Source organism: Paenibacillus agilis (assembly GCF_007786455.1).
Lineage (GTDB): Bacteria > Bacillota > Bacilli > Paenibacillales > Paenibacillaceae > Paenibacillus_B > Paenibacillus_B agilis.
In genome coordinates this window covers 92308-115777 of the sequence record NZ_VNJK01000002.1, presented here as the reverse complement: position 1 = coordinate 115777, position 23470 = coordinate 92308, and the positions used below count along the sequence as shown (strand labels likewise).

Sequence of the window (23470 nt, the reverse complement as noted above, 5' to 3'; positions counted from 1 at the left end):
TTGAGTAATAAAAAACGAATTATTGCTACGACGCTTTCACTGACACTACTAGTCTCTACATATGGATCTATTATAAATAGCAATGAAGCAACAGCGGCACCAGCTAAGAGCCAAACGGTTAATAATAATGCATTGTTTAAGACATCTGATCTAAAGCCAGTTAAGCTAACATCTACAAGTTATTTGAAAGTCAATGATGTACAGTTCTATCATGTAGAAGGTGAAAAAAATGTTTATTTCACTGTAACTGTGCACAATGATGGCAATCGCTCCTTGAGCCTAATGGATTATTGGTTCTCTGTACGTTCCAATATGGGTAATAAGTATCCAATTCAACTTATGGGACTTACTGAGAAGAAAGATAATATCGTTCCAGCTAAATCAAAGAAAACTTTTAAAATACATGCCAAAGTAGACAGCAAGCTAAATCTTAGTGATTTGAAGTTATCGGTTATTAAATGGGATTTCTCGATGTCTAACGGCAGCTTTGAAAGAGTTATCGGGTCTGTTACGATTCCGAAAAACTACTCCTACATTACTCCAGTAGGGAAATCGCGTGAAATTAAGCAAGGTCAAAACACACTCGTCATTTCGTCGTCTAACCTGGATTTAACGAATGTGGGTAACCACGTTCAAGCATCAGTAACAGTGAATATCAAAAATACGTCAAATAGTGCAGTGAATCTCGAGTCTCTTAAATTCTATTTGCGTACGAATACAAATAGATACTATACATTGGATTCTGTTCAGGCTAAGAAATCTCTGCTGCCAGGGGAGTCTGCTCAAGTCAAGTTCTATTCTAAGTTACCTACTGACTTGAAGAAGGCAACGTACCAATTATTTATTGCTGAGGAATCAGGAGCAGCGCCGACCGGAACGGGAGAAGGGGCAGGAACTGGTGCATCAAAAGCAAATCTCCCTGTTGCATATAGTCATTTGAAAGCAAATGATACTAGAGGTGCTGTTACGTTAAAAGGGCAGTCGTACAAGCTGCTAATTGACAATCAGTATATAGATACAAAGATCACGAACATGATGGTTGATACGAACTCTGAGTATCATAATATTACTATTTCATATGCCATGAAAAATATCGGTAAATCAGCCATTAAGAAGCCTAAGCTGCAATTCGAGTTGTTAACGAATGTAGGCACTTCATATCCGGTACAGGCTGGAGAACCTGAGGGGAATCTACTTCCTGGAGTAAGCGAAGAAGCGACAATAACAGCTTCTATCCCAGCAAGTGTTTCTTTAACGAATATGAAGCTGGCGGTAAAACGTGTTGCTGATGAAAATAAGAGCAATGATTATTTGTTAGCTCAATACATGGTTCCAGATACGACGTCGATTACAACGGATTCCAAAGCAACGTACGTGAATAAGCAAGGTACGTATGAAGTGAATGTTGGTAGCTTTGAACGCTTACCGTGGGATTCCAAGGATATCATTAACACAACGATCACGATCAAAAATACAGGTAAAGACACGCAGCCGTTACCGAAGTTTGCTATGAATGCATGGTTGAGTGGCGTAAAAGTGGACAGTAAGGAAATTCAACTCCTTCAGGTAGATGGAGCGATTGGCCTCAAACCGGGAGAGTCTGCACAATTTATTGCGACATCCAAAGTATCGGCTACATCAAAATTTGATAACGCTAAAGTTACATTAAGTGAAATTATCAATGATAAGCCGACAAGCACAATGGGTAACTTTATGATAAAGGCTGTGGATGCGGAGCTCCCATCTTATGACCCTGCATCAACGGCATACTACACTTTAAAACAGCCAGGTGCAGAAGCACAGATGAACGTACTGGAGACGAGCTTGTATGAAGGAACCAATACAAACACAATCCGTACTTTGGTCTCTTATCGTAATACAGGTGGACGTTTTGCGAAGATGCCTCAAGTAATGGCATACTACTATGATGTAGCCAATGGTGTACAGATTCCAGCGAAAATAACGCTGACTGATAAAGAAGTTACTCCAGACGGCGTGAACTTGGTAGGAATAACTGCTGATATACCTAAAAAGTATAAAGCTAGCGATTTGAAAATTCTTGTTGGACAAGGAATTACAGAGGGCAAATATGCATCTGGTACCCAAAAAGCCGACAGTTATGTTAATGGAGCATTGTTGATTCTAGGGGATGATCAGACAAAAGTAGAAGATTATATCCTAGATCCTATCGAATTGCGTCCGTATACGTTTAAATTTAACAAAGTTAATGCTACTGAAGATACTAATGGACAGTCTACATTTAACTTTGAATATACATTGTCGGAGCATAATCCATTTGAAGAGGTATTGGAGAAGAGAAAGCTTCTATTCGAACTTGAGTATAATGGTAATAAATTTACAAAATCGTATGAAGTAGGTCAAGATAACTTAAAAGTTGGAGAGAAGGTACCACAATCCTTCACGATTGATAATCCAGCGATGAAGGGCATTGGGCAATCTGGATTCAACTTGCGTCTTTATGAAGAGGTAAATGGTGCTAAGAAGCTCTTGTTAGAACATCGCGCTTATAATGTTAAATAAAAAAACTACACTTTATGAGGTACAACGATGTTATCCAATAAGACAAGAATGAAAAAAAGTTTAGTTCTTACTGTATGCCTCGGCGCGAGTATATTGGTTGTAGGCGGTCTTAGTGAATTAAATGCTCAACCAGGAAATTCTCAAGACCCACTTGTTACAAAGAGTTATGTTGATAAACAAATTCAAGAGCTAAAGGCCGAGCTAGGCAAGGGTACTAGTGGCTCTGGTACAACAGGAGGTAATAAACCTTCTGAAGGCACGGACAAGCCTGAAGCTGAGAATACATCTCTAAAAATTGTAACGATAAAGCCTGGTCAAATGCTAATCGGTAAGGCAGGTGCTGAATTCGTAGTTCGTGCTGGAAAGTCAACAGTATTTAGCTCCGATGCGAGCGGCGTATCAGACTTAACGGATGGTAAAGACTTAACAAATGGCATGACGGTAGTAAACAATCATTTATTGTTATTCCCAAGAGACGGCCGTGGTATTACAGCTTCAGACACACCTAAAAATCAAGTTGTAGTCGCTGTCCGTGGCGGTTATGAAGTAAAGCAAGTCCCAGTTGAGGAGCCAACTGAGAAACAGACCGAAAATTAGTTTAAGTACAGCATATAGTGTTTCAACCGTCAGCCTATATGCTGACAATAATAAAGTAACTTCAGTGAAGAGCGGCAGCGATGTCGCTCTTTCTTATTATAGGAAGAACCAGAAACTATTCCTTCGAGTGTATGGGTAAGCGTAGCACATACTATGACCATCTAATCAGCTGATGTTTATGGCTAATACTGCACACTGCGCACAAACGAGGAGGAAATTTTAATGGCTAACAAAAAGAAGCTGGTTCCAGCAAGTAAGGATGCACTTTATCGTATGAAATACGAAATCGCTGCTGAATTAGGCCTTCCAGTAGCGTATAACGGAATTCAGAGTGGATTGGCTGACACTGAATTCAGCTCCGAGCTAGGCGCAATTCCGGTGTCGGGATATGGAATTTCTTCGCGTGATAGCTGGGGACACTTGTCATCAAGAGATGTGGGTTCTGTTGGCGGAACGATAACAAAACGTCTCATTCAAGAAGCGGAAAAAACACTTTACGGGCAATTATAATTGACAAGTAATATAAGGAAGACGAAATTTGTCAACATTGATTGACATCAACCCCTAAATACAGTAATATGTTTTCTCGAAGGCTGGTATAACAACCTTTTCCAAGTGGAAAAGGTACTTTTTTTGTTATGGGCATTCCTAAGAGAATAGCCTACATTATAGGTATGGGGGGTTGAGTCCAATGTCTATTAAAGGACGCCACTTATTCACTTCCGAATCCGTTACTGAAGGTCATCCAGATAAAATCTGTGACCAAATCTCAGACGCGGTATTGGACGCCTTTCTCGCTAATGACCCGAATGCTCGGGTAGCGTGTGAAGTATCTGTCGCGACAGGACTAGTTCTTGTTATCGGAGAAATTAGCACTAAAGCCGATTATGTTGATATCCCATCTATCGTACGCAACACGATTAAAGATATCGGTTATACACGTGCGAAATATGGTTTCGATTATAATACGTGTGCAGTTTTGACTTCCCTCAACGAACAATCTCCTGACATTGCTCAAGGGGTTAACGAAGGTATCGAAACACGTACAGAAGATGCTAAGGAAGAGCGCGACAACATCGGTGCTGGTGACCAAGGCTTAATGTTCGGTTTTGCAACGAACGAGACGCCTGAGTTAATGCCGCTTCCAATCGCATTGTCGCACCGTCTTGCACGTCGCTTGTCCGAAGTGCGTAAAAATGGTATGTTTGGCTACCTTCGTCCAGATGGTAAGACACAAGTAACGATTGAATATCAAGATGGCAAACCAGTTCGTGTAGATACAATTGTTGTTTCGACACAACACGCTGAGGAAGCTACTCTTCAACAAATTCAATCCGATATTTTGGAACATGTTATTAAACCTGTTGTCCCAACAGAATGGTTGGACAGCGAGACTAAATATTTCATTAACCCAACTGGTCGATTCGTTATTGGTGGACCTCAAGGGGATGCGGGTCTTACTGGCCGCAAAATTATCGTTGATACGTATGGTGGCTATGCTCGTCATGGCGGCGGTGCGTTCTCTGGTAAGGATCCTACAAAAGTTGACCGTTCTGCAGCATACGCAGCTCGCTACGTAGCGAAAAACATCGTAGCAGCAGGTCTTGCGGATAAATGTGAAATCCAATTGGCTTACGCTATTGGTGTTGCTCAACCGGTATCCGTAAACGTTGATACGTACGGTACAGGTAAGGTTGAAGAAGAGAAGCTCGTTGAGCTTATCCAAAACAACTTTGACCTTCGTCCGGCTGGCATCATTCGTATGCTCGACTTGCGTCGTCCTATTTATAAGCAAACGGCTGCTTACGGTCACTTCGGCCGTACAGATGTTGAGCTTCCATGGGAGCAAGTTGATAAGGCTGAAGCATTGCGTGAGCAAGCTGGTCTATAATATTTTTACCTGCAATTTTACATTAATCATAATGATTAGAGAGCTTTGGACAGATAAACAAATTGTCCAAAGCTCTTTTTTATATTCTTACTTAGCCATAACTCTAAACATTTGCACGCAATTGTCCGAAAATATATGTACGAGTGTCTTTTTTCGGAGGGATAAAATACATGAAACGATACCTATCAGCAATACTAGCCATAATGCTTATACTGCAAGGAAGTTTGGCACTTCTAACTACTTCATATGCAGCAGCACAATCGGGCCAAGTTACTATTCTCAATAGTGGTCCTCAAGTAATAAGTTATTCACCAATTTCAGGGAATGAAGCAGTGCAGAAAGATGCCGTCTTTTCAATCACATTCTCAGAGTCTGTGCAGATGAAGGATAATACGTACATTGGGGTTCATCAAGCACAAGATAATAGAGAAATCGCTAAGATTGAAAAAAAGGATGTTTCTATTCAGCAATCGGTAGTTTCATTTAAAATTCCTAACCTGCAGCCTAATACTCATTATTATATTCAAATGAGTGCAGGTACGTTTGAAGGCGGTAGCGGTAGTTTTACGGGAATTCAAGGAGCTTCTCAATGGCGCTTTAAGACCAGTGGAGATGCTAACACTGACCCAATTAAAGTTGCTACTCAAACTCCGGCAAATGGAGCAATCGGTGTTCCCATTAACACATCGTTAGAAATAAATTTTAATAAGGTCGTATTCGCGAATCAAGGTAGTATTGTTATTAAAGATCAAAATGGTGCAATTATAGAGATGATCTCCATAACAAGTCCACGTGTCACTCAATTGGGAACTAGCCAGATTAGAGTCGCTGGACCGTTTAATTTCAAAAATTTTACGACGTACCATGTTACGATTACGCCGGGGGCACTTAAAGATGGTAATGGACAAGATTATGCCGGTTTAGTGGATCGGCAGTGGAGCTTCCGTACTGTGTCAGCAAACAATGTCGCTCCAACCCTGATCACTACAACTCCACAGCACAAAGCAGGCGGCGTTTCTGTTAATACGGAAATGAATCTCGTTTTTAATGAAGAAGTTCTTAAAGGTTCTGGAAATATACATGTGAAACGACTTCGTGATAATGATACAAAGACGATTAATGTCCAATCCGGAGACGTTTCAGTGGTAGGGCGCAGTGTCAGTGTGCGTGTAACTGATTTACAACCCAATACTGAGTACTATGTATTGATAGATAGTGGTGCGTTTTATGATGTAGATGGAGCGCTTTATGCAGGAATATCTACTGCAAATGTATGGAACTTTACGACGGAAGTAGGTAAAGATACCTCTAGTTTAGCAGTTACACAATACATGCCTGCAAATGGAAGTTCTGGTTTATCTACAAGACCTAAGCTTAGTCTGACATTTAATAGACCTGTATATCCGGGTGTTGGAAATGTTGTAATTAAAAAAACAAGCAATGATCAGGTTGTAGAAGAATTTAGCGTAAACTCCTCTTCTATTACAGGTGGGGGTACTTCTACGATTCAGCTTGCTCTAAAGAATGCATTGACAGACAATGAGAATTATTATGTATTAGTCTCCGATGGTGCATTCCGTGATGTACACGGAGTCTCTTATGCTGGTATTACAAACAAAAGCACATGGAACTTTAAGGTATCGGCCGATACAAGTCCTCCTGCGATTTCTTATGTATCGCCTAGCGATCAGTCACGGAATGTTCCGTTGAATACAGAGCTCGTGATGACGATGAGTAAGGATGTTCAATTGGGCAGTGGTAGCATAACATTGAAGCGAAGCGGAAGCTATAGCGTTCCTGTAGATGTACGTGTTGATCCTGCCAATAAGCGTGTGGTACGAATTAAACCACGTTCTCTCTTAGCTTCTGGTACCAACTATACTGTAGATGTTGGCAAGGATGCTGTAAAAGACTTGGCTGGGAATTCATACCCTGGTATTTCAAATGCATGGCGATTTACTACATTGGTTCCAGATACGGTAGCGCCAACATTGGAATCTATCGTAATGTCGAAGTCGAATACAATTGAATTGACGTATAATAAAGATTTGGACAGCAGCAGCACACCTTACGTAGATAGCTTTAAAGTAACGGTCAATGATGAGGCTCGCCCAATTTCAAGTATTTTAATCTACGGTAATAAAGTAAATATACAGCTTCAGAGTGGAGTAGCTATTGGTCAAATTGTTAGAGTATCCTACACACAAGGTATTATTCCGCTAAAAGATCGGAATGGAAATCGTGTAGCTAGCATATCCAGTCGCGATGTTACTAACAAAATAGAAGAGTCGATGTCTCGAATTTCGGGTGCAACTGTAACGGGTGCAATTATTCAAATGAACTTTAATGAATCACTGAAAGAAATTGATTCTCGAGCAACATCTCAATTTAAAGTTATCGTTGATGGAATTGCATATACTCCAACTTCTATCCAAGGTGGACTTAGCTCAACATTAATATTGACGCTAGGGATTTCTGTCGCGGATGGTCAAGTTGTGACGGTAGAATATCAGCCTGGAGCTTATCCGCTCAAAGATAAATACGATGCGAATATTGCAGGGTTCGGTCCACTTTATTTGCGTAATGCAGTTGATACAAAGGCACCAATTCTAGTATCTACCCATGTAGATGGCGGAAAAGTTATCCTTACCTATAATGAAGGGCTAAGACCGGACATGCTTCCGATGAAGAGTCATTATTCGGTGCTGGTTAATGATAAAGCGCGCTATGTTGATAAAATTGAAGTTCGAAGCAATCAGGTTGTTTTGACGTTGAAGTCTTCGGTTTCAAATCGCAATGATCTAGTCACTTTATCGTATGTACCTGGTTTGGTAAGGCTTGTGGACTTGGCAGGCAATCAGGCACCAGAATTTAGCGTTATTAAAGTTGGTAATCAAACGGATACGAGTCAACCGCAGCTTAATAAAGCTTATGTGAGCGGAGATACCGTAACGTTGGAATTCTCCAAGCAGTTGGACAATTTATCTGTACCAGCACAAACAAATTTCTCTCTGCGTGTAGATAACAAGACGGAGTCCATCCGTTCAGTTCGTGTTAACAACACTATGGTAACCCTGACGTTGTTTAATGCGATTAGCAATGCACAGTCAATTAAGTTAACGTATAGTGCTCCATATGCATACCCGTTAACAGATATGAGTGGAAATAAAATTCGCAGCTTCTCTAATTTCGATGTAGGTCTAGGTTCGGCTAGTGGAGGAAACGGCGGTACGCCATCTGCAGGCCAGCCTGCAAACACAGAAGAAGCAGCTTATACGTTGTTCCTATCCAAAGTGTTGCTAGTTAAAGCGGAAGCAGCAACTAAGAACATAGATATGTCACGGAATAAGCAGCATACAAATAAATATACAGTCAAGCAGGATCATTGGAAGTCCTCTATGGAGTACGCGATCCAAAAAGGATTGAATACAGTTGTTGTTGATGTACCGACAAATGAGAAAGCAGCAATGGTAGCAATCCCAATTAAGCCAATTGAGGAAGTCATGAGTGCTGGCAAAGATCTTAGAATAGGTGTGCGATACGGTGATTGGATGTACACCATTGCACTTCGTGATCTGCCATTACAAAATATTTCGAATCAGCTGAATACATCTGCTTCAAGTGCAACTTTATTGCTGCAAATTGAGAAGCAAACAGGTCAATCTTCCTTGTATACTAGCTGGTTGGCGAAAGAGTCGGGTCAGGATGTGACAGGAGTATATGATTTCAATGTATCTGCGTTTACGTCTGTCCCATCTGTTAAGGCAATCGATGTTCAAGTGAAAACACAAGTTAACTATCGTTCTAATACTACGCTTGATAAGAATAAAACGATTGCAGTGATGCTTGATTCTCAAGCGGTGCGTTTAGGTTATATGCCAACTCAGATTAAATCTGAACAAGGTTCACATGTTCTGCAAAGCCAAGCGCCAAGCAACGAACGTATTGCTGTTGTTAACAGCACGAGAGCTTTCTCGGATACAGCAGGACATTGGGCTGCTGGCGATATTAATGCATTAGCTGGAAGATTTATTGCAGATGCTGCTACGGGCGATCAGTTCCAACCAGATCGGAATGTAACCCGTGGTGAGTTTGCGGTAATGATTGCACGTGGCTTAGGCCTAAAAGGCGATTCGAATCAAGTAAGCCGCTTTAAAGATGTATCCATGGGCAATACTGATGCACCTTATATTGGCGCTGCAGTGAAAGCTGGTATCATTCTAGGATATGAAGATCGAACATTTAAACCTAACGATCCGATTACTCGTGAGCACATGTCGATGATGATGATCCGAGCGATGAAGACGGCAGGTTATACACAGCAGCTGTCGAAGTCTGTAGATAGCTATTTCACTCGATTCAGTGATCGTGGTCAGTTTGCTTCCAAATCCAAAGCAACGGTAGCTCAGGCGTTGGAGGCAGGTATTATTCAGGGAATGAGCCAAAATACATTCGGAGTTCGTACGAAGGCTACTCGTGCCCAAGCGACATCAATGATCAGACGTATGCTTGAGAAAATACAATATATGTAGCCAAATAAAAGCTAGCAGTTTGAAGCATTTTTCATTCTGCTAGCTTTTTTGTGCAGATTTGCTAGATTCATAGTGATATGGTTAGTAAATACAGTGAAATAGACGAAACTTTTTATGGAAATTAGGAGTCTATAACTATGAATATAGTAGAGTATACATATAACTATGTACTCTTGGCAGGAGAAAGCGGATTAACATGCAATAGAAATGAGTGGCTTAAGCGTAATTTGGGATGAGAGAAGCCGCGACTACTTTGGGGAGTGAATCGAAAGTGACAGAAGCAACAACGCAAGTACGCACAACTCGTCGTTCAAAATGGATGGTATTTCTTATTAGTACTGCCATGCTAGTGACGATGAATGGAGTAGCAGGGTTGACTGCGTATGCAGATAGTCAAACAGAAGATCAGAATCAATCTCAACAATTCCGAGCAAATTCATCCATGACTAAAATGTCTGAAGAGATTGTAACTTCAGGTGTGCTGCGTCAGCAATACAAATACAAGTCCAAAACAAATGTTCACGTATTGCGTGCTGATTTGAGCAATCCATATGTGAAGCTTGATGTAATGACTGGTAAAGACAATAAATTGAATACACATCAAAATGTTTCGGGAATGGCAAAGGAAAATGGAGCGGTTGCTGCTGTTAACGGCGACTATTACGATATGAAAAGAGAAGGAGCACCAATGGGCGCTCAAATCTCTGAAGGTGAGATGATTTCCAGTCCATCTGAGCTTATAGGTATGTATGCTTTTGGCTTGTCCAAAGATCGTAAACCGAGTATTGATCACTATACGTTCGATGGTAACGTTACAAGTAATAGCGGTGCAACGTTCCCTCTTGCAGGTATAAATAAAACAACATATATGATGGAACCAGATAACTCGTACAGCCACGTAAACAAAATGTACATTTACACAAGCGCTTGGAAAAATCAAGAACGTCCTAAAAACAGCTCCACAACCGCAACAGAAGCGCTTGTTCGCGATGGAGTCGTAGTGGAGTTTGGTGATAAAGGTGGTCTGCCTATCGTCGTACCAGAAGACGGATATATTATTCGTGGACACGGTAAAGCAGCAGAATATATGCGTGAGCATATGCAGGTTGGTTCTGCAGTTAAAGCAGACTATCATTTGGTTTCTAAGACAACGGGGCAGCAGATTGATCCAAGTCAGTTCGACATGATGGTAGGCGGTCACACGCTATTGGTGGAAAACGGAGCAGCATCTGGATACACTCGTGAAATTGCTAATATAAGTGGTACTTCATCCCGTGCGAGAACAGCTATTGGCTACTCCAAGGATGGAAGATTTGTTTATATCGTAACTGCAGAGAAAAGTGATTCCAGTAAAGGACTGACGCTTAAAGAGCTTCAAGATGTCCTAGTAAGCTTAGGAAGCTGGAAGGCAGTTAACTTGGATGGTGGCGGATCAACAACGATGGTACATCGTCCATTAGCTGAACAGGGCACTACGTTGACGCATAATACGGAATATGGCCAAACACAGCGAAATGTGGTTAACGGTATTGGCGTGTATACAACAGCTCCACAAGGTGAAGTAAAAGGTATGGTATTGTCAGGTTCGAAGAAATTGTTTATCGGTCAGCAAGCAAACTATACGGTGAAAGCATATGATCAATATTACAATCCGGTTGAAGCAACGAACCTCAATGCTGCGTGGAAATCAGGAAATAGCGTGCTTGCATGGAATGGGGAATCCTTTGAAGCGAAGAAGTCAGGCAAAGGACAAGTTATCGCACAATCAGGCAATTCCAAGGAAACACTGTCTGTTGATGTTATCGGGGCAGCTGATCTAGAGGCACTGTATATTGCTGGTTCTACGGCACCGCTGCAAGTAGGAAGCTCCATCTCTGTACCTGTACGAGCGAAGCTGAAAGATGGTAGTACCGTAAATGTACCTGCAGAATCTATTAAGTGGGAATTCAAAGGGTTCCAAGGCAATGTGAAAAATGGAGTGCTGAATGTAACTGCTGTAGATAAAAATGCAAAGATCGGGTATGCATTCGCAAGCTATGATGGCATAAAAACGATGATCCCACTATCTGAGAGCACGGAAACACTTATTGAGAACTTCAATAGTTCCACTTTGTCTCCAAGCTTTGCAGGGCTTCCAAAGGCGACAACGACAGGACAAACATCGGTCGTTGGTAGTTATGATGGGCGCAGTGCTTCGGACAAAGTATTGAAACTTAGTTATGATATGACGAATGGTTCCGGCAATAAATTTGCCTATTCCTTTGTAAATGGCAGCAAGGGAATTCCACTACGAGGAGCACCAGCTTCATTTACACTCGACGTATACAGTGATAACAGCAGCAATTGGCTGAGAGCTGAAGTCATTGATGGCGGTGGCGAAGCACATATGATCGATGTAGCTAAGACGTTGAACTGGAATGGATGGAAGAACATTAAGGTTGACTTGTCTGAAATTAAGGGTGGTGGCCCTTATACGTTGAAACGTCTGTATGTCGTTAATCTTGAAGATGGTCAGGAGCAACGAGCATCCGTGGGAGAAATTGCTTTTGATAATGTGAAAGCGATGTTGCCAGCAGGTACAATCTCGATGCCAAAGGCAGATATGAAGCTTACAGTAGGCAGCAAACAGATTACAGTGAACGGCAAGAAGAAGACCATTGATGTGTCTCCACTTGTGTTGAATGGTACAACTTATGTACCGGTCAAAGTAATATTGGACGAATTCGGTGGTCAGGCTACTTGGAATAACGGAGCAAAGAAAGTGACGGTTCTTCGCGGAGATGATTATTTGGAATTAACGGTTAATAACAAGTCTTACTTCAGCAATGGACAACGTAAGCTGGCGGAAGTGTCTCCAATCATCCGAAGTGGCAGGACTTTAGTCCCGTTGAGACTTGTTTCCGAACAATTAGGCCTATCCGTAAATTGGGAACCAAAGTCGAAGTCCATTACTATCCGCTGATATGGTATGATAAAGGTCGATAGATCCAACTACCCTTTTCAAGGCAAGGAGACGGAGAACGCGTGGACCATCAAGTCGACCAAATCGATCGTGTCATAAAAAATGCCACGAAAGTCATGCAGGATAGTCAATATCAAATCTACGAAATTCTAAAGGCGGCTCGTGATGAAGCTGCTAATCTTCAATATCAAATGACGGAGCTTATGGAAGAAACCGCCCGCATTTGTGATAAGGTAGACGAGCTGGAACGAAAATTTCGTCTGGCTCGTTCGCGTTTAACTGAAGTTAGTCGTGATTTCTCCAAATTCAGCGAGGAAGACAGCAAGAACGCTTACGAAAAGGCTACTCAATATCAGGTTGAGCTCATGATTTTTCGTGAGAAAGAGAACTATTTGAAGACGCGTCGTGATGATCTGTCTAAACGAATGCGCAATGTCGATGCGTCCATAGAGAAGGCAGAAACGATTGGCTCTCAAATGAGTGTAGTTCTTGATTACTTGTCGGGTGATTTGACGCAGGTGACAAGAATTTTGGAATCAGCCAAAAATCGTCAGCTTTTAGGACTTCAGATTATATTGGCCCAGGAAGAAGAGCGTAAACGTATCGCTCGTGATATACACGACGGTCCTGCTCAGTCTCTGGCCAACGTAGTTCTTAGGACGGAAATTGTAGAAAGAATGCTGTCGAAGCAGGAATTTGAAGTGGTTCAGGACGAAATAGTAGATTTGAAGTCACAGTTGCGTGGCGGTCTTGAAGAAATCCGAAAAGTTATTTTCAATTTAAGACCTATGACGTTGGACGATCTGGGGTTAGTCCCAACGTTGCGCAAATTTGTGCATGATTTTGAAGAGAAGATGAAAGTTAAGACTATGCTGGAAGTGAAAGGGCAAGAACGTCGCCTAAAGTCGGCTATGGAAGCCGCCATTTTCCGATTGGTACAAGAAATGTTTACGAATGCTGCTAAGCATGCCGATCCCTCTTATGTGTCGTGTAAATTGACCTACGAGGAGAATGAGGTTCAACTTGTTGTTGAAGATAACGGCCAAGGGTTCAATGTTGAATCATTGGAGTCTATTTCTAAAGAACAAGGCCATTTTGGCATCATTGGTATGAAAGAGCGCGTAAAGTTGCTGGAAGGCCGTATGCAGATTCGATCGAGTAGAGATCAGGGAACTCAACTATCATTTTTCATACCAATAAATGTAGAAAAGAGAGAGGAGTAAGTGTATGGAGAGTCGTAAGACGGGTAGAAGTACAATCAAAGTACTCCTTGCTGACGATCATCAGCTTTTCCGTGAAGGATTGAAACGCATTCTCAATATGGAAGATGATTTGGAAGTAATTGGGGAGTGTGGTGATGGGATACAGGTATTAGAGTTCTGCAACCACGAGGTGCCGGACGTAGTATTAATGGATATCAACATGCCTGTTGAAAATGGAGTAATTGCAACGGAACGAATGAAAGATATATTCCCTAATGTTAAGGTCATTATATTGTCGATCCACGATGATGAAAGTTATGTCTTCGAAACGCTCCGCAAAGGTGCTACCGGTTACCTGCTTAAAGATATGGAAGCCGATTCACTCATTAATGCTATTCGCTCCGTTGTAGCAGGTCATGCTTTTATTCACCCAAAAGTGACAGGTAAATTGATACAACAGTTGCGCCGTATGACATTACTGGATGAACGCGGCATTATGGATGAGGATGTTGTAAGAGAATCTGGTGTACGACTTAATCATATTGAGGGTAATCCGCTTACACGTCGGGAAGCTGAAGTGCTTCGTCTAATGGCGGAAGGCAAGAGCAATAAAATGATCGGTGAATATTTGTTTATTAGTGAGAAAACGGTCAAAAACCATGTAAGCAGCATCCTGCAGAAGATGGAAGTTGATGATCGGACACAAGCTGTTATTAACTCGATTAAAAATGGTTGGGTGACGTTGTAAGTTAAGCAGGTTTAGTGGTTTAATCGTCGATACATATGTGTGAAGTATGAACGATGATAAGAGGCAAGAACACGCCATTATAATTGAATGAATTCAAAAGTGAGATCTCATTGTACCATGCATTTATTTCACACCTAGAATTCGTGGACTTAGGAAACGAATGATATTAGTTCTGACTACTGTGTACAACTTCTAGAAAAAAAGTGAAAAATGACGACGCTTGTCCGTCACCGTAGCGCATATCGCGGCATACACTTGGTAGTAAGGAGGTGGGCCGCATGATCACGATGTTGGGTTGGATCGTATTGTGCTACGGATTGGCGGCAGTGGCTGTTCATCTAGCGCACCGGCTTACGAAGAAGCTGCGGGGAAATCGTCCGCAACCTTGGATACATGTTGTCATTGTAGCGCAAAATGATGAGCGTCATTTGGAATGGATTATACGTGCTTATTGGTGGTATGCTTGGTTCAAAGGCAAGCGTTTGGAGATAACCGTATTGGATGGCGGATCTACGGATGAGACTCTTCCTATTGTGAATCGCATGATGGAGCGGTATGGAGTCGTTTGTCATGTCGTGACCGAATCAACAGTGAAGGCACGTGAAGTGCGTGTCGCGCAGTTACAGCAAGCAAAGGAAGCTGAAGAAATGCAAATTATTCTTTATTTACATCGTCAAGACAATTGGCGGAAGCTTCCCTTTTTGGCTGGCGGCACGGTGTAGGCGGCACTGGCGGCGTTGGGTACGCCGCAGGCGTCGATGAGAGCGGATTCAAGTCGTAATGAAAGCATGCATCTGCTCATAGAGTCGATTGAATGTGAGCAGAATGGATGCTTTCAAGCTTAGGAGCATATCGTAAAACATACCGAGTTCTGTAACTGTGAATACAGCGGATGGTAGTTGGAATCTAATCTGATGCAAAAGTATCCTCAGTAAGGATATCGTGAATAGTTTGAATGATGTGAAGCACACATCGTCCTGATGATAATCAGAGCGAGTGTGCTTTTTTGTCGTATTCTATGTTGTTAGTTGTCGACAGGTAGATTGATTTTCATTTGTCCTGATGATTTTCCAGAGGTGGAGGTGAGACATATGTTATGGCTGTATGCGATTAAGCTAGCAGATAGGTGGGAGCTTAGATTTTCATTAGACTGGCGGATTGATGTGTGTCATTGGGGAGCTAGACAGCGTGAGGGAACAGAACGATCGGACAGATTCAAAGTAGTACTGTGGTATTTGAGAGTACCCATTGATGTAGCGCTGCAAACTGTGGAGAGATTTTCTGTGGAGTCAGCGATGGACCGATGGGATGAAGGGGAATGGACCATTTATGGAAAGACATTATTACACACATTCAGTGATCGACTAAAACGGTTGAACGGTCATGCATGGCTGAAAGTCAGGGTGCTTCCCAATGATGAACTGTTAGAAGTAGCTTCACTGCTGCAGCGTAATAGGAACCTAGAGTTTGAGATAAATGGGGGGACGGATACTTCCGCACTGGCTGCTAGCGAAATATCGGAAGGTCAGTTTATATATCGTAGCTTGATGTCCTTGTTAACGGGAAAAGCATTGCTTGAAAGTGAGGTGAGAAGTGTAGTTGAGCACAATCAATTTGTGCTGAGCGACGAGCAATTGTTGAGTTTGTTACAGCAGGGTGTATTGGAGGGGCACATTGAACTCACAAATGGAGTGGCTTGGAGCGATGCGTTCGAACCTAGGGGAGGGCTGAGCAGATGGGTGAGAAATATGCTTGCTACTATTTTTTCGAGTTTTGTGAAGGAGAGGCAAGGGCCAATTCGAAGGGAAGAAAGTTGCCGGCGCTGCGGCAGTATTGGTGAGCAGTTGAGGGTTACACACTGTGAACGATGTGGGTCAGAATGTTGCTATACCTGTCTTGGTTGCCTGCAATTGGGACGAAGTCAAACATGTGGACTACTTATCATTGGAACAAGAAAGGGTGCACGTTTACTTATTCAGGCAGCAGATGCAGCTGTTAGTAGTCATGCAGAGGAGTCGCATATAGCAGCGTTACTTGAACGCTTTGGTTTGGCACCTGCTCAGCGTGATGCGAGCCAGTTGGCGCTTCGATATTTGGAGAAGCACTGGCAACTTGGGAAAGAAGCGAAAGGAGAGTTTCTTCTTTGGGCAGTAACGGGAGCGGGCAAGACGGAAATGATGTATCCGCTTGTTGCGCATGCGCTTTATCGTGGCGGGCGCGTCTGCATTGCAACGCCGCGGCGAGATGTTGTGCTGGAGCTGAAGCCACGCATAGCGAAAGCATTTGCGGATGTGCGGGTCGTAACGCTCTACGGCGGCAGCGAAGAGAGGTGGGACCCAGGCGAGGTGACGCTTGCGACAACGCATCAGTTGATGCGGTTTCGCGAAGCGTTTGATTTGGTTGTTGTGGACGAACTGGATGCGTTTCCGTTCCACAACAACCCGATGCTTGAACGAGCCGCTAGGCAGGCGTGCGCGCCTGGCGGGGCGTTTGTGTATTTGTCGGCTACACCGCCGAAGGCGATGCAGCGCGCTGTGCGGCGGGGCCGACTCGCACAGGCGATTGTGCCTGTGCGTTATCATCGTGAGCCGCTGCCTGTTCCCATGCGGCTCACGATGCCAGCCGTTGCCCGCCAGATTGCAGGGGGGCGGCTGCATGGGCGACTGATGAAAGTGATCCATCAGTCGCTGGAGCGGGGAGCGCAGCTGTTTATATTCGCAGCGCGAATTCGCCATATCGAGGGCATCGTACGGCTGCTGCGTACAGCGTTGCCCGCGTATATCGTAGAAGGAACGTCCGCTGCTGATGCTAGGCGGACTGAGAAAGTTCAAAAGTTTCGCAGCAGAGAAATTAATTTGCTGGTCACGACGACTATTCTGGAGCGTGGCGTTACGGTTCCTAAGAGCGATGTCATCATTTTGGATGCAGATGACAAATTGTTTGATGCATCCTCACTCGTACAGATGGCGGGTCGTGCTGGACGAGCTAAGGATGACCCACACGGTCTCGTTTATTTTGCAGCTCCACAATGGACCAAACCACAGCAAGAGGCAGTGGTGCAGATTAAACGAATGAATAGGCTTGCGAAACGCGGAGGTTATCTAAGAACTGAGGGCGCCCTGCAAAATGTTGAATAAAAGGCCACGTGTCCTGTCATCTTGGAATGATGATAATGTTCTATATGTTGCATATTTGAATTCCAGTAGAACCTAGTCTCTTGTGTGAAGTTGGAAATATAGAAATTTATATGTTTGATTGATTCGTAAGTGAAGTATGAAATGAAACAGACTTTATATGCTTGATATGGTCATTAAATGAAGGAGTGGAGATGGCACATGAATACTCCAAAAGGCTGGTATGAAGGTGTAAGTATGTCCCGTTTTAGTATGTGTATAGGTTGTGAGGGGAAGATTCCGTATGTATCGGCTCTCTATACCGAGAAGAAGTTAGGAAGTAGAAGTCGATCGCACAGAGCCTCAACATATTCTGTTGCATCTTGGAGTAGGCAGCTTTGCGTATCATGTCAATTATCCATATCCTATATTGAACAAATTGGCTGCCCGCATTGTGGGAGAGCAGTTCGCTGTACGGATTGCGAGCGACATCCACTCCTTGCGTATGGACTTGCTGCAAATCGCAGTGCCGTTGCCTACAGCGAGGCGATGAAAGCATGGCTTCATCGCTTTAAATTTCAAGGCGATGCAGGCTATGCTGCTATCATGGCGGGCATGATGCTGCACCGTTACGAGCTGCTTGCTGCGACGATTTCGAACTTTCATCAGCAGATCTCCATATCACCGTTGCCTTTTTACGAGCGTCTGCGGCGCTGGTTGTATCGACTTCCGTCTGTCCCATACCCGGACGTGGTCACCTTTGTTCCATCCACGGCAGAGAGATTGGTAGAACGCGGATTTAATCCAGCTGAGCGCCTTGCCACGCTGCTAGCAACAGCGTGGGACTGTCCGGTCATGCCTTTGCTCACGCGCATGACTGATCAAGGAAGGCAGAGCCATCTGGGGCGAAGTGGTAGAGAACTTGCGCTAGCTGGCGCTTACCGCTGCCACACTCAGACTCTGCAAACGCTTTGCGCAAATACAAATACGTCTAACAAATCCCCAATGTATATCCTACTCGTAGATGACGTGTATACGACGGGCAGTACTGTTCGGGCATGTGCAGGAGCATTGACGGGCGCCCTCCGTGACTATGAAATTTCAGCAATTATTTGTAGTTACACATGGGCACGTGCCTGAAGCTCGTTGTTAGGATCATATCGATGACTTACATATTCAGCCCCATACATTTATAGAGGTACAGAAAATATCACCATACCCTTCTTGTTTCACCATAGTTCGACATTTTTCAATATTGTTTAAAAAGCACCCCTCGTCATCTGTTCAAACATGCGTTATGATGGAATCAGATAAAGGTAAAGAGGTGTCGAAGATGGAATTAAGCAATTGCAATCGTTGCGGGCGACTGTTCGCGAAAGTATATAAAGATATATGCCCCAACTGCCTGAAGGACATCGAAGCGGATTACAAGCTTTGCGCAGATTATTTGCGAAAACATAGACAAGCGACGATGACCGAACTATCGGATGATACAGGGGTTAGCGTGCGGCAGATTACACAATTTATTCGTGAGGGACGTATTTCTGTATTGAATATGCCCAATCTTTCTTATCCATGTGATGTGTGCGGAGGTTTTATTCAAGAAGGCCATATGTGTGAGAGCTGCCGTCGCCGCTTACTTAATGATCTTTCCCAAGCTAAGACCGAAGCGGAGTCTCAGACGAACACATTGAATAAGAACGGTACAACAACGTATAGGATAACGGATAAAGAGTAGCATGGATCGTTTAATTAGCTCTTTTTATAAGAGGGTATTAATTTTCTTTTTTTGGATAGCTAAATAATTGTTGACATCAAGCCGATAATCTTAGTAAAGGTCGTCGGCTTTTTGATTTGAAATGAGGTGACTACGTTGAAGATAAATGATACACAGCGAATTGGAGCGGCTCAACAATATCAGCGTCAGCAATCGATTTCCCATACAGCTAAGCCTGCCAAACGCAAAGATGAGGTTACGATTTCTACAGAAGCGAAGCAATTGTTAGACGCCAACACTCGTACGCAAGATAGCAGCAAAGCGGAGCGCATTCAGGAGCTTAAGCAAGCTGTTTCTACTGGAACATACCATGTCGATGCGAATAAAATTGCAGAGAAGTTGCTGCCGATATTTAGTCGTGATTTAAAGAAATAGGTGATGAGATGAGTATAAAGCGGGTTATCGCGGCATTGGACACGCTGCGTGTGCTGCATGAACAGTTGTTAGAAATAGCTGAACAGAAAAAAGGTGTTATTACTCGCAACGATGTTCAAGCGCTAGCAAGCTTAACCTCGAAGGAAAATAGAATTTTGAAGCTTGTAACAGAAGCTGATGATGAGCGAGTAGCTGCTTCATTGGCTTTTGTCCAAGAGAAAGGGATTCGTTCGAATCTTCGACTTACCGTATCAGAGCTTTCTCGTCTTGTATTTCAACCAGAAGAGCGGCTGCAACTTCAGGATGCACAGCAGTCGCTGAACATTCTTTTGAATCGATTGAAAGAAGAGAATCAATTCGTACGTGAGTTGTTGCAGCAGTCATTGGATTTCGTTGATTACTCACTGAATATTATGACAAGTCGTCCGGAGGATGAATCGCTATACCGTCATCCGCAGCAGCCACAGTCTAAGATTGGTCGCAGCATGTTCGATACGAGAGCGTAAGAAACTAATAGCATAATTAAGTAATACTTTTTATTGCTTTAATTAAGTGAGCGCGATTTTCAGTTTTAATAGAATGTTAGAAATTTAATCGTGTTTGCACATGTGAATCATACACAGAGGAACGAATTCAAGAGAGGGAGGGACATCGCCCCATGCGTTCAACTTTTCATACATTAGAAATTGGTAAGCGCGGCGTCGCTGCCCATCAACTGTCACTAGCAACGACAGGACATAACATTACGAATGCCAATACACCAGGATTTTCTAGACAGGCAACTCGACTCGTCGCAGCTCGCCCAATTGATTATCCAGGACTGCATAACAATTCCAAGCTCCCTAACCAGATGGGGATGGGGGTAGAAGCAGAGAGTGTTTATCGGATTCGAGATTTTCTGCTAGATATAGAGTACCGTAATCAAAATACAGTTCAGTCTACATGGAAAGTGCAGCAAGAAACACTTCGCAATATTGAAGGTATCTTTAATGAGCCATCGGATAATAGCATTGCCAAAAATCTTTCCGAGTTCTGGAATGCATGGCAACTGCTTAGTAAAAACCCGGGTAACTCCGACTTATCTGCGCGTACGTTGGTTCAGCAAAAAGCGATCTCTTTAACAGAGACATTTGGTCATATATCTGGTCAGTTGAAAGTGTTGGAGAGTAACTTAACTGAACGTATTAACGTGAAGGTTTCCGAAGCTAACAATTACATTCAACAAGTATCTGATTTGACGACGATGATTAAACGTATTGAAGGACTTGGTGATCATGCGAATGATCTTCGTGACAAACGTGATTTGCTAGTGGATCAGTTGTCTGGACTCGGTAACGTTACGGTAACGGAAACAGCTGCTGATTATCAAGTTACTTTTGGTGGATTAATGGTCGTGGATAACATGGTATCCACACCGATAACGGTAGGGGATATTGGTGGGGTGACCAACGGTGAGATCAAAGGATATGTTGATTCTCGTGATATTCATGTAGCTAATTATCGCCAACAACTTGATATTATTGCGAACGCGATCGCAACAGGCCCGGTTGAAGTGACGATTCCAGCAGGAACGATTTTACCGCAAGGTGTAACCATTCAAGGTGCGCAAATGGATCCTGCGAACCCACGCCGCCTTTTGGCAGATACGAAGCATACCGTGAACGGCCTGAATGGGCTTCATGCACTTGGTTACAATTTGCAGTCGCCTGCTCAATCTGGCGCTCCATTCTTTGCAACGAAAGATGGCAGTACTACGATTACCGCGGACAATATCGTGCTTCATTCTTCCATTAAGGAAGATGTGAAAAATATTGGTGTATCGATGCGAACGGAGCTTCGAACGCAACCTGACGGCTCACAGGTTGAAGTGGCGCTGCAAGGTAATGGTGATATGGCCCTATTGATTGCGGGTTTAAGTGAGCGCATTTATAGCTTTACGCAACCGGGCTCTGTCACAAACACTGCGACTATTAATGGTTATGTACAATCGGTTGTGGCTCAATTAGGTAATGTGTCAGATCATGCAACTAAAATGGTCGAGAACAGTGAGTTGTTAACTGGGCATGCGGATGGTTTACGTAAATCTATAAGTAGTGTGTCGCTCGATGAAGAGATGGCAAATATGATTAAATTCCAACATGCATATAGTGCTTCGGCACGTGTAATGACGACAATGGATGAAATGTTGGATAAATTAATTAACGGCACAGGTGTCGTGGGCAGATAGGAGGAATAAGCTAGATGCGTATTACACAGTCCATGATGGGCGATTCCATGATGAAGAACTTACAGGCCAACTACAAACGGCTTGATAAATACCAAGAACAGTTGATGACAAACCGTCGTTTGAATCGACCTTCGGATGATCCTGTAGGCGTAGCGAGCGCACTGCATTATCGAGCAGAAATAAGTTCAACCACTCAATTCACAGACAACGTCCAGGATGCAGATAGCTTCCTGAAATATACGGATGAAGTACTTGGCGAAACAACACAAATCATTCAACGTTTATCCGATTTGGCAGTTCAAGGTTCATCTGATACAGTGCCTGATGATGCCCGTGAAAGTATAGCTAGTGAAGTAGAACAACTCTACCTTCACCTTGTATCACTAGGGAATTCCCAATTTAAAGGAAAGTATATTTTCAATGGTCAACGTATTGATCAACCACCGTACCCACCGGATCCAGCGCAAGAAAATTATGAACTGGATCAAGGGGTTGTGCAGTATCAGGTTGGGGCAGGACTTTATGTTGATGTAAATTTACTTGGAGACAGCGTATTTGGTAAATTCGGTGAGGCAAACGGAATGTTCAAAGTGGTTGCTGACATGAAGAAGGCGCTAGAAGATGATAATACAAATGCGATTGCATCTGCTATACCTAAGCTCCAAGCTAATTTAGAGAAATTGACATTAGCTCAAGCTGAAGCTGGAGCAAAGCAAAATCGTCTTGAGTTCACAACGAGCAGATTAGAGGATTTGAACTTAAATTACATCGGTCTTCAATCGAAAACAGAAGATATTGATATGCCTAAGGTTATTACGGAACTGAAAACAGCAGAAAGTATATTCCAAGCTTCCTTGGATACGATTGCGCGTATTTCACGTCCAAGCTTGCTTGATTTTCTACGGTAGGTGAAGCAAAGTGAACTTGCCTCGCATTGAAATAAAACAGCAATTTTCAAGGATCGGACTTGAACGGCAATCAGGTCAGTTGACAATTGAAACGCCGCCTCCGCAATTGGAAATTAAACAAGAACATGTCACGGTGGAGCTATCGCGTACTGACGGAGAATTGTCTATTGATTCACGGAAGGCATGGTCTGCTCTCGGTAGAGGGCGCTTCGAGGAAGTTACAGATCGAATAGCGCAGCAGTCTTTACAAATATCCATGCAAAATATTGCGAATTTAGCTCAAGAAGGCGATCGGATGATGGCTTGTCACGAGAAAAGCAATGCTTTTGCAGAAATAGCTCGTGAAAGAATGTTTAGGGAATTTCCGATAAGTATTTTAGGCGAACCTAACTACGATAATGTGGATGTCGTCTACATGCCCGGAAAGCTTCAGACGGATTGGAAGCAGGGAGAAGTTCGTTTCGAATATCATCGTACGAAACCTTCGATTGATTACTATCCAGGTAAGGTTAATCCATACCTAATACAAAAGAACTTTATATTTTTTAATGCCACTGGCCAGCAGTTAGATGCTGTCATGTAAATTATGATCTAGCT

The 23470-nt window shown here is 43.1% G+C and carries 17 protein-coding genes; all 17 read left to right on the top strand.

Annotated elements, in window-relative coordinates; genetic code table 11:
- The gene (locus FPZ44_RS16940) at nucleotides 1-2541 is read left to right on the top strand and encodes a hypothetical protein (protein WP_144991991.1); all 2541 of its coding nucleotides are present in this window, start codon (nucleotides 1-3) and stop codon (nucleotides 2539-2541) included.
- 27 nt (nucleotides 2542-2568) lie between these two features.
- A complete protein-coding gene (locus FPZ44_RS16935) occupies nucleotides 2569-3138 on the top strand; it encodes a hypothetical protein (protein WP_261378401.1) in 570 nt (189 codons plus the stop codon).
- Nucleotides 3139-3360: 222 nt separating this feature from the next.
- Nucleotides 3361-3648, top strand: a complete 288-nt coding sequence (locus FPZ44_RS16930) for an alpha/beta-type small acid-soluble spore protein (protein ID WP_144991989.1) — start codon at nucleotides 3361-3363, stop codon at nucleotides 3646-3648.
- Between the two features lie 181 nt (nucleotides 3649-3829).
- Nucleotides 3830-5029, top strand: a complete 1200-nt coding sequence (metK, locus tag FPZ44_RS16925; RefSeq protein WP_144991987.1) for a methionine adenosyltransferase — start codon at nucleotides 3830-3832, stop codon at nucleotides 5027-5029.
- Nucleotides 5030-5199: 170 nt separating this feature from the next.
- Nucleotides 5200-9561: an Ig-like domain-containing protein gene (locus tag FPZ44_RS16920; protein WP_144991985.1), complete on the top strand. Its 4362-nt coding sequence runs from the start codon at nucleotides 5200-5202 to the stop codon at nucleotides 9559-9561.
- Nucleotides 9562-9832: 271 nt separating this feature from the next.
- A complete protein-coding gene (locus FPZ44_RS16915) occupies nucleotides 9833-12523 on the top strand; it encodes a stalk domain-containing protein (protein WP_186786113.1) in 2691 nt (896 codons plus the stop codon).
- A gap of 62 nt (nucleotides 12524-12585) precedes the next feature.
- The gene (locus FPZ44_RS16910; protein ID WP_144991981.1) at nucleotides 12586-13746 is read left to right on the top strand and encodes a sensor histidine kinase; all 1161 of its coding nucleotides are present in this window, start codon (nucleotides 12586-12588) and stop codon (nucleotides 13744-13746) included.
- A 4-nt stretch (nucleotides 13747-13750) separates the two neighbouring features.
- Nucleotides 13751-14473, top strand: coding sequence for a response regulator (locus tag FPZ44_RS16905; protein ID WP_144991979.1), 723 nt, complete (start codon nucleotides 13751-13753; stop codon nucleotides 14471-14473).
- A gap of 278 nt (nucleotides 14474-14751) precedes the next feature.
- Nucleotides 14752-15195: a glycosyltransferase family 2 protein gene (locus FPZ44_RS16900; protein ID WP_144991977.1), complete on the top strand. Its 444-nt coding sequence runs from the start codon at nucleotides 14752-14754 to the stop codon at nucleotides 15193-15195.
- A gap of 369 nt (nucleotides 15196-15564) precedes the next feature.
- Complete coding sequence (locus tag FPZ44_RS16895; RefSeq protein ID WP_144991975.1) at nucleotides 15565-17610, top strand: ATP-dependent helicase ComFA; 2046 nt, start codon at nucleotides 15565-15567, stop codon at nucleotides 17608-17610.
- A gap of 198 nt (nucleotides 17611-17808) precedes the next feature.
- Entirely contained in the window at nucleotides 17809-18726 is a 918-nt protein-coding gene (locus tag FPZ44_RS16890) for a ComF family protein (RefSeq protein ID WP_144991973.1), read from the top strand.
- Between the two features lie 193 nt (nucleotides 18727-18919).
- On the top strand, nucleotides 18920-19324 hold the full coding sequence (locus FPZ44_RS16885) for a TIGR03826 family flagellar region protein (protein WP_144991971.1): 405 nt from the start codon (nucleotides 18920-18922) through the stop codon (nucleotides 19322-19324).
- A gap of 126 nt (nucleotides 19325-19450) precedes the next feature.
- Nucleotides 19451-19738, top strand: coding sequence for a flagellar biosynthesis anti-sigma factor FlgM (flgM, locus tag FPZ44_RS16880; RefSeq protein WP_418789183.1), 288 nt, complete (start codon nucleotides 19451-19453; stop codon nucleotides 19736-19738).
- 8 nt (nucleotides 19739-19746) lie between these two features.
- Nucleotides 19747-20244, top strand: coding sequence for a flagellar protein FlgN (locus FPZ44_RS16875; protein ID WP_144991967.1), 498 nt, complete (start codon nucleotides 19747-19749; stop codon nucleotides 20242-20244).
- Between the two features lie 152 nt (nucleotides 20245-20396).
- Complete coding sequence (flgK, locus tag FPZ44_RS16870) at nucleotides 20397-21965, top strand: flagellar hook-associated protein FlgK (protein ID WP_144991965.1); 1569 nt, start codon at nucleotides 20397-20399, stop codon at nucleotides 21963-21965.
- A 14-nt stretch (nucleotides 21966-21979) separates the two neighbouring features.
- Nucleotides 21980-22873, top strand: coding sequence for a flagellar hook-associated protein FlgL (flgL, locus tag FPZ44_RS16865; RefSeq protein WP_144991963.1), 894 nt, complete (start codon nucleotides 21980-21982; stop codon nucleotides 22871-22873).
- A gap of 10 nt (nucleotides 22874-22883) precedes the next feature.
- Nucleotides 22884-23456: a DUF6470 family protein gene (locus FPZ44_RS16860; protein WP_144991961.1), complete on the top strand. Its 573-nt coding sequence runs from the start codon at nucleotides 22884-22886 to the stop codon at nucleotides 23454-23456.
- Nucleotides 23457-23470: the final 14 nt, after the last annotated feature.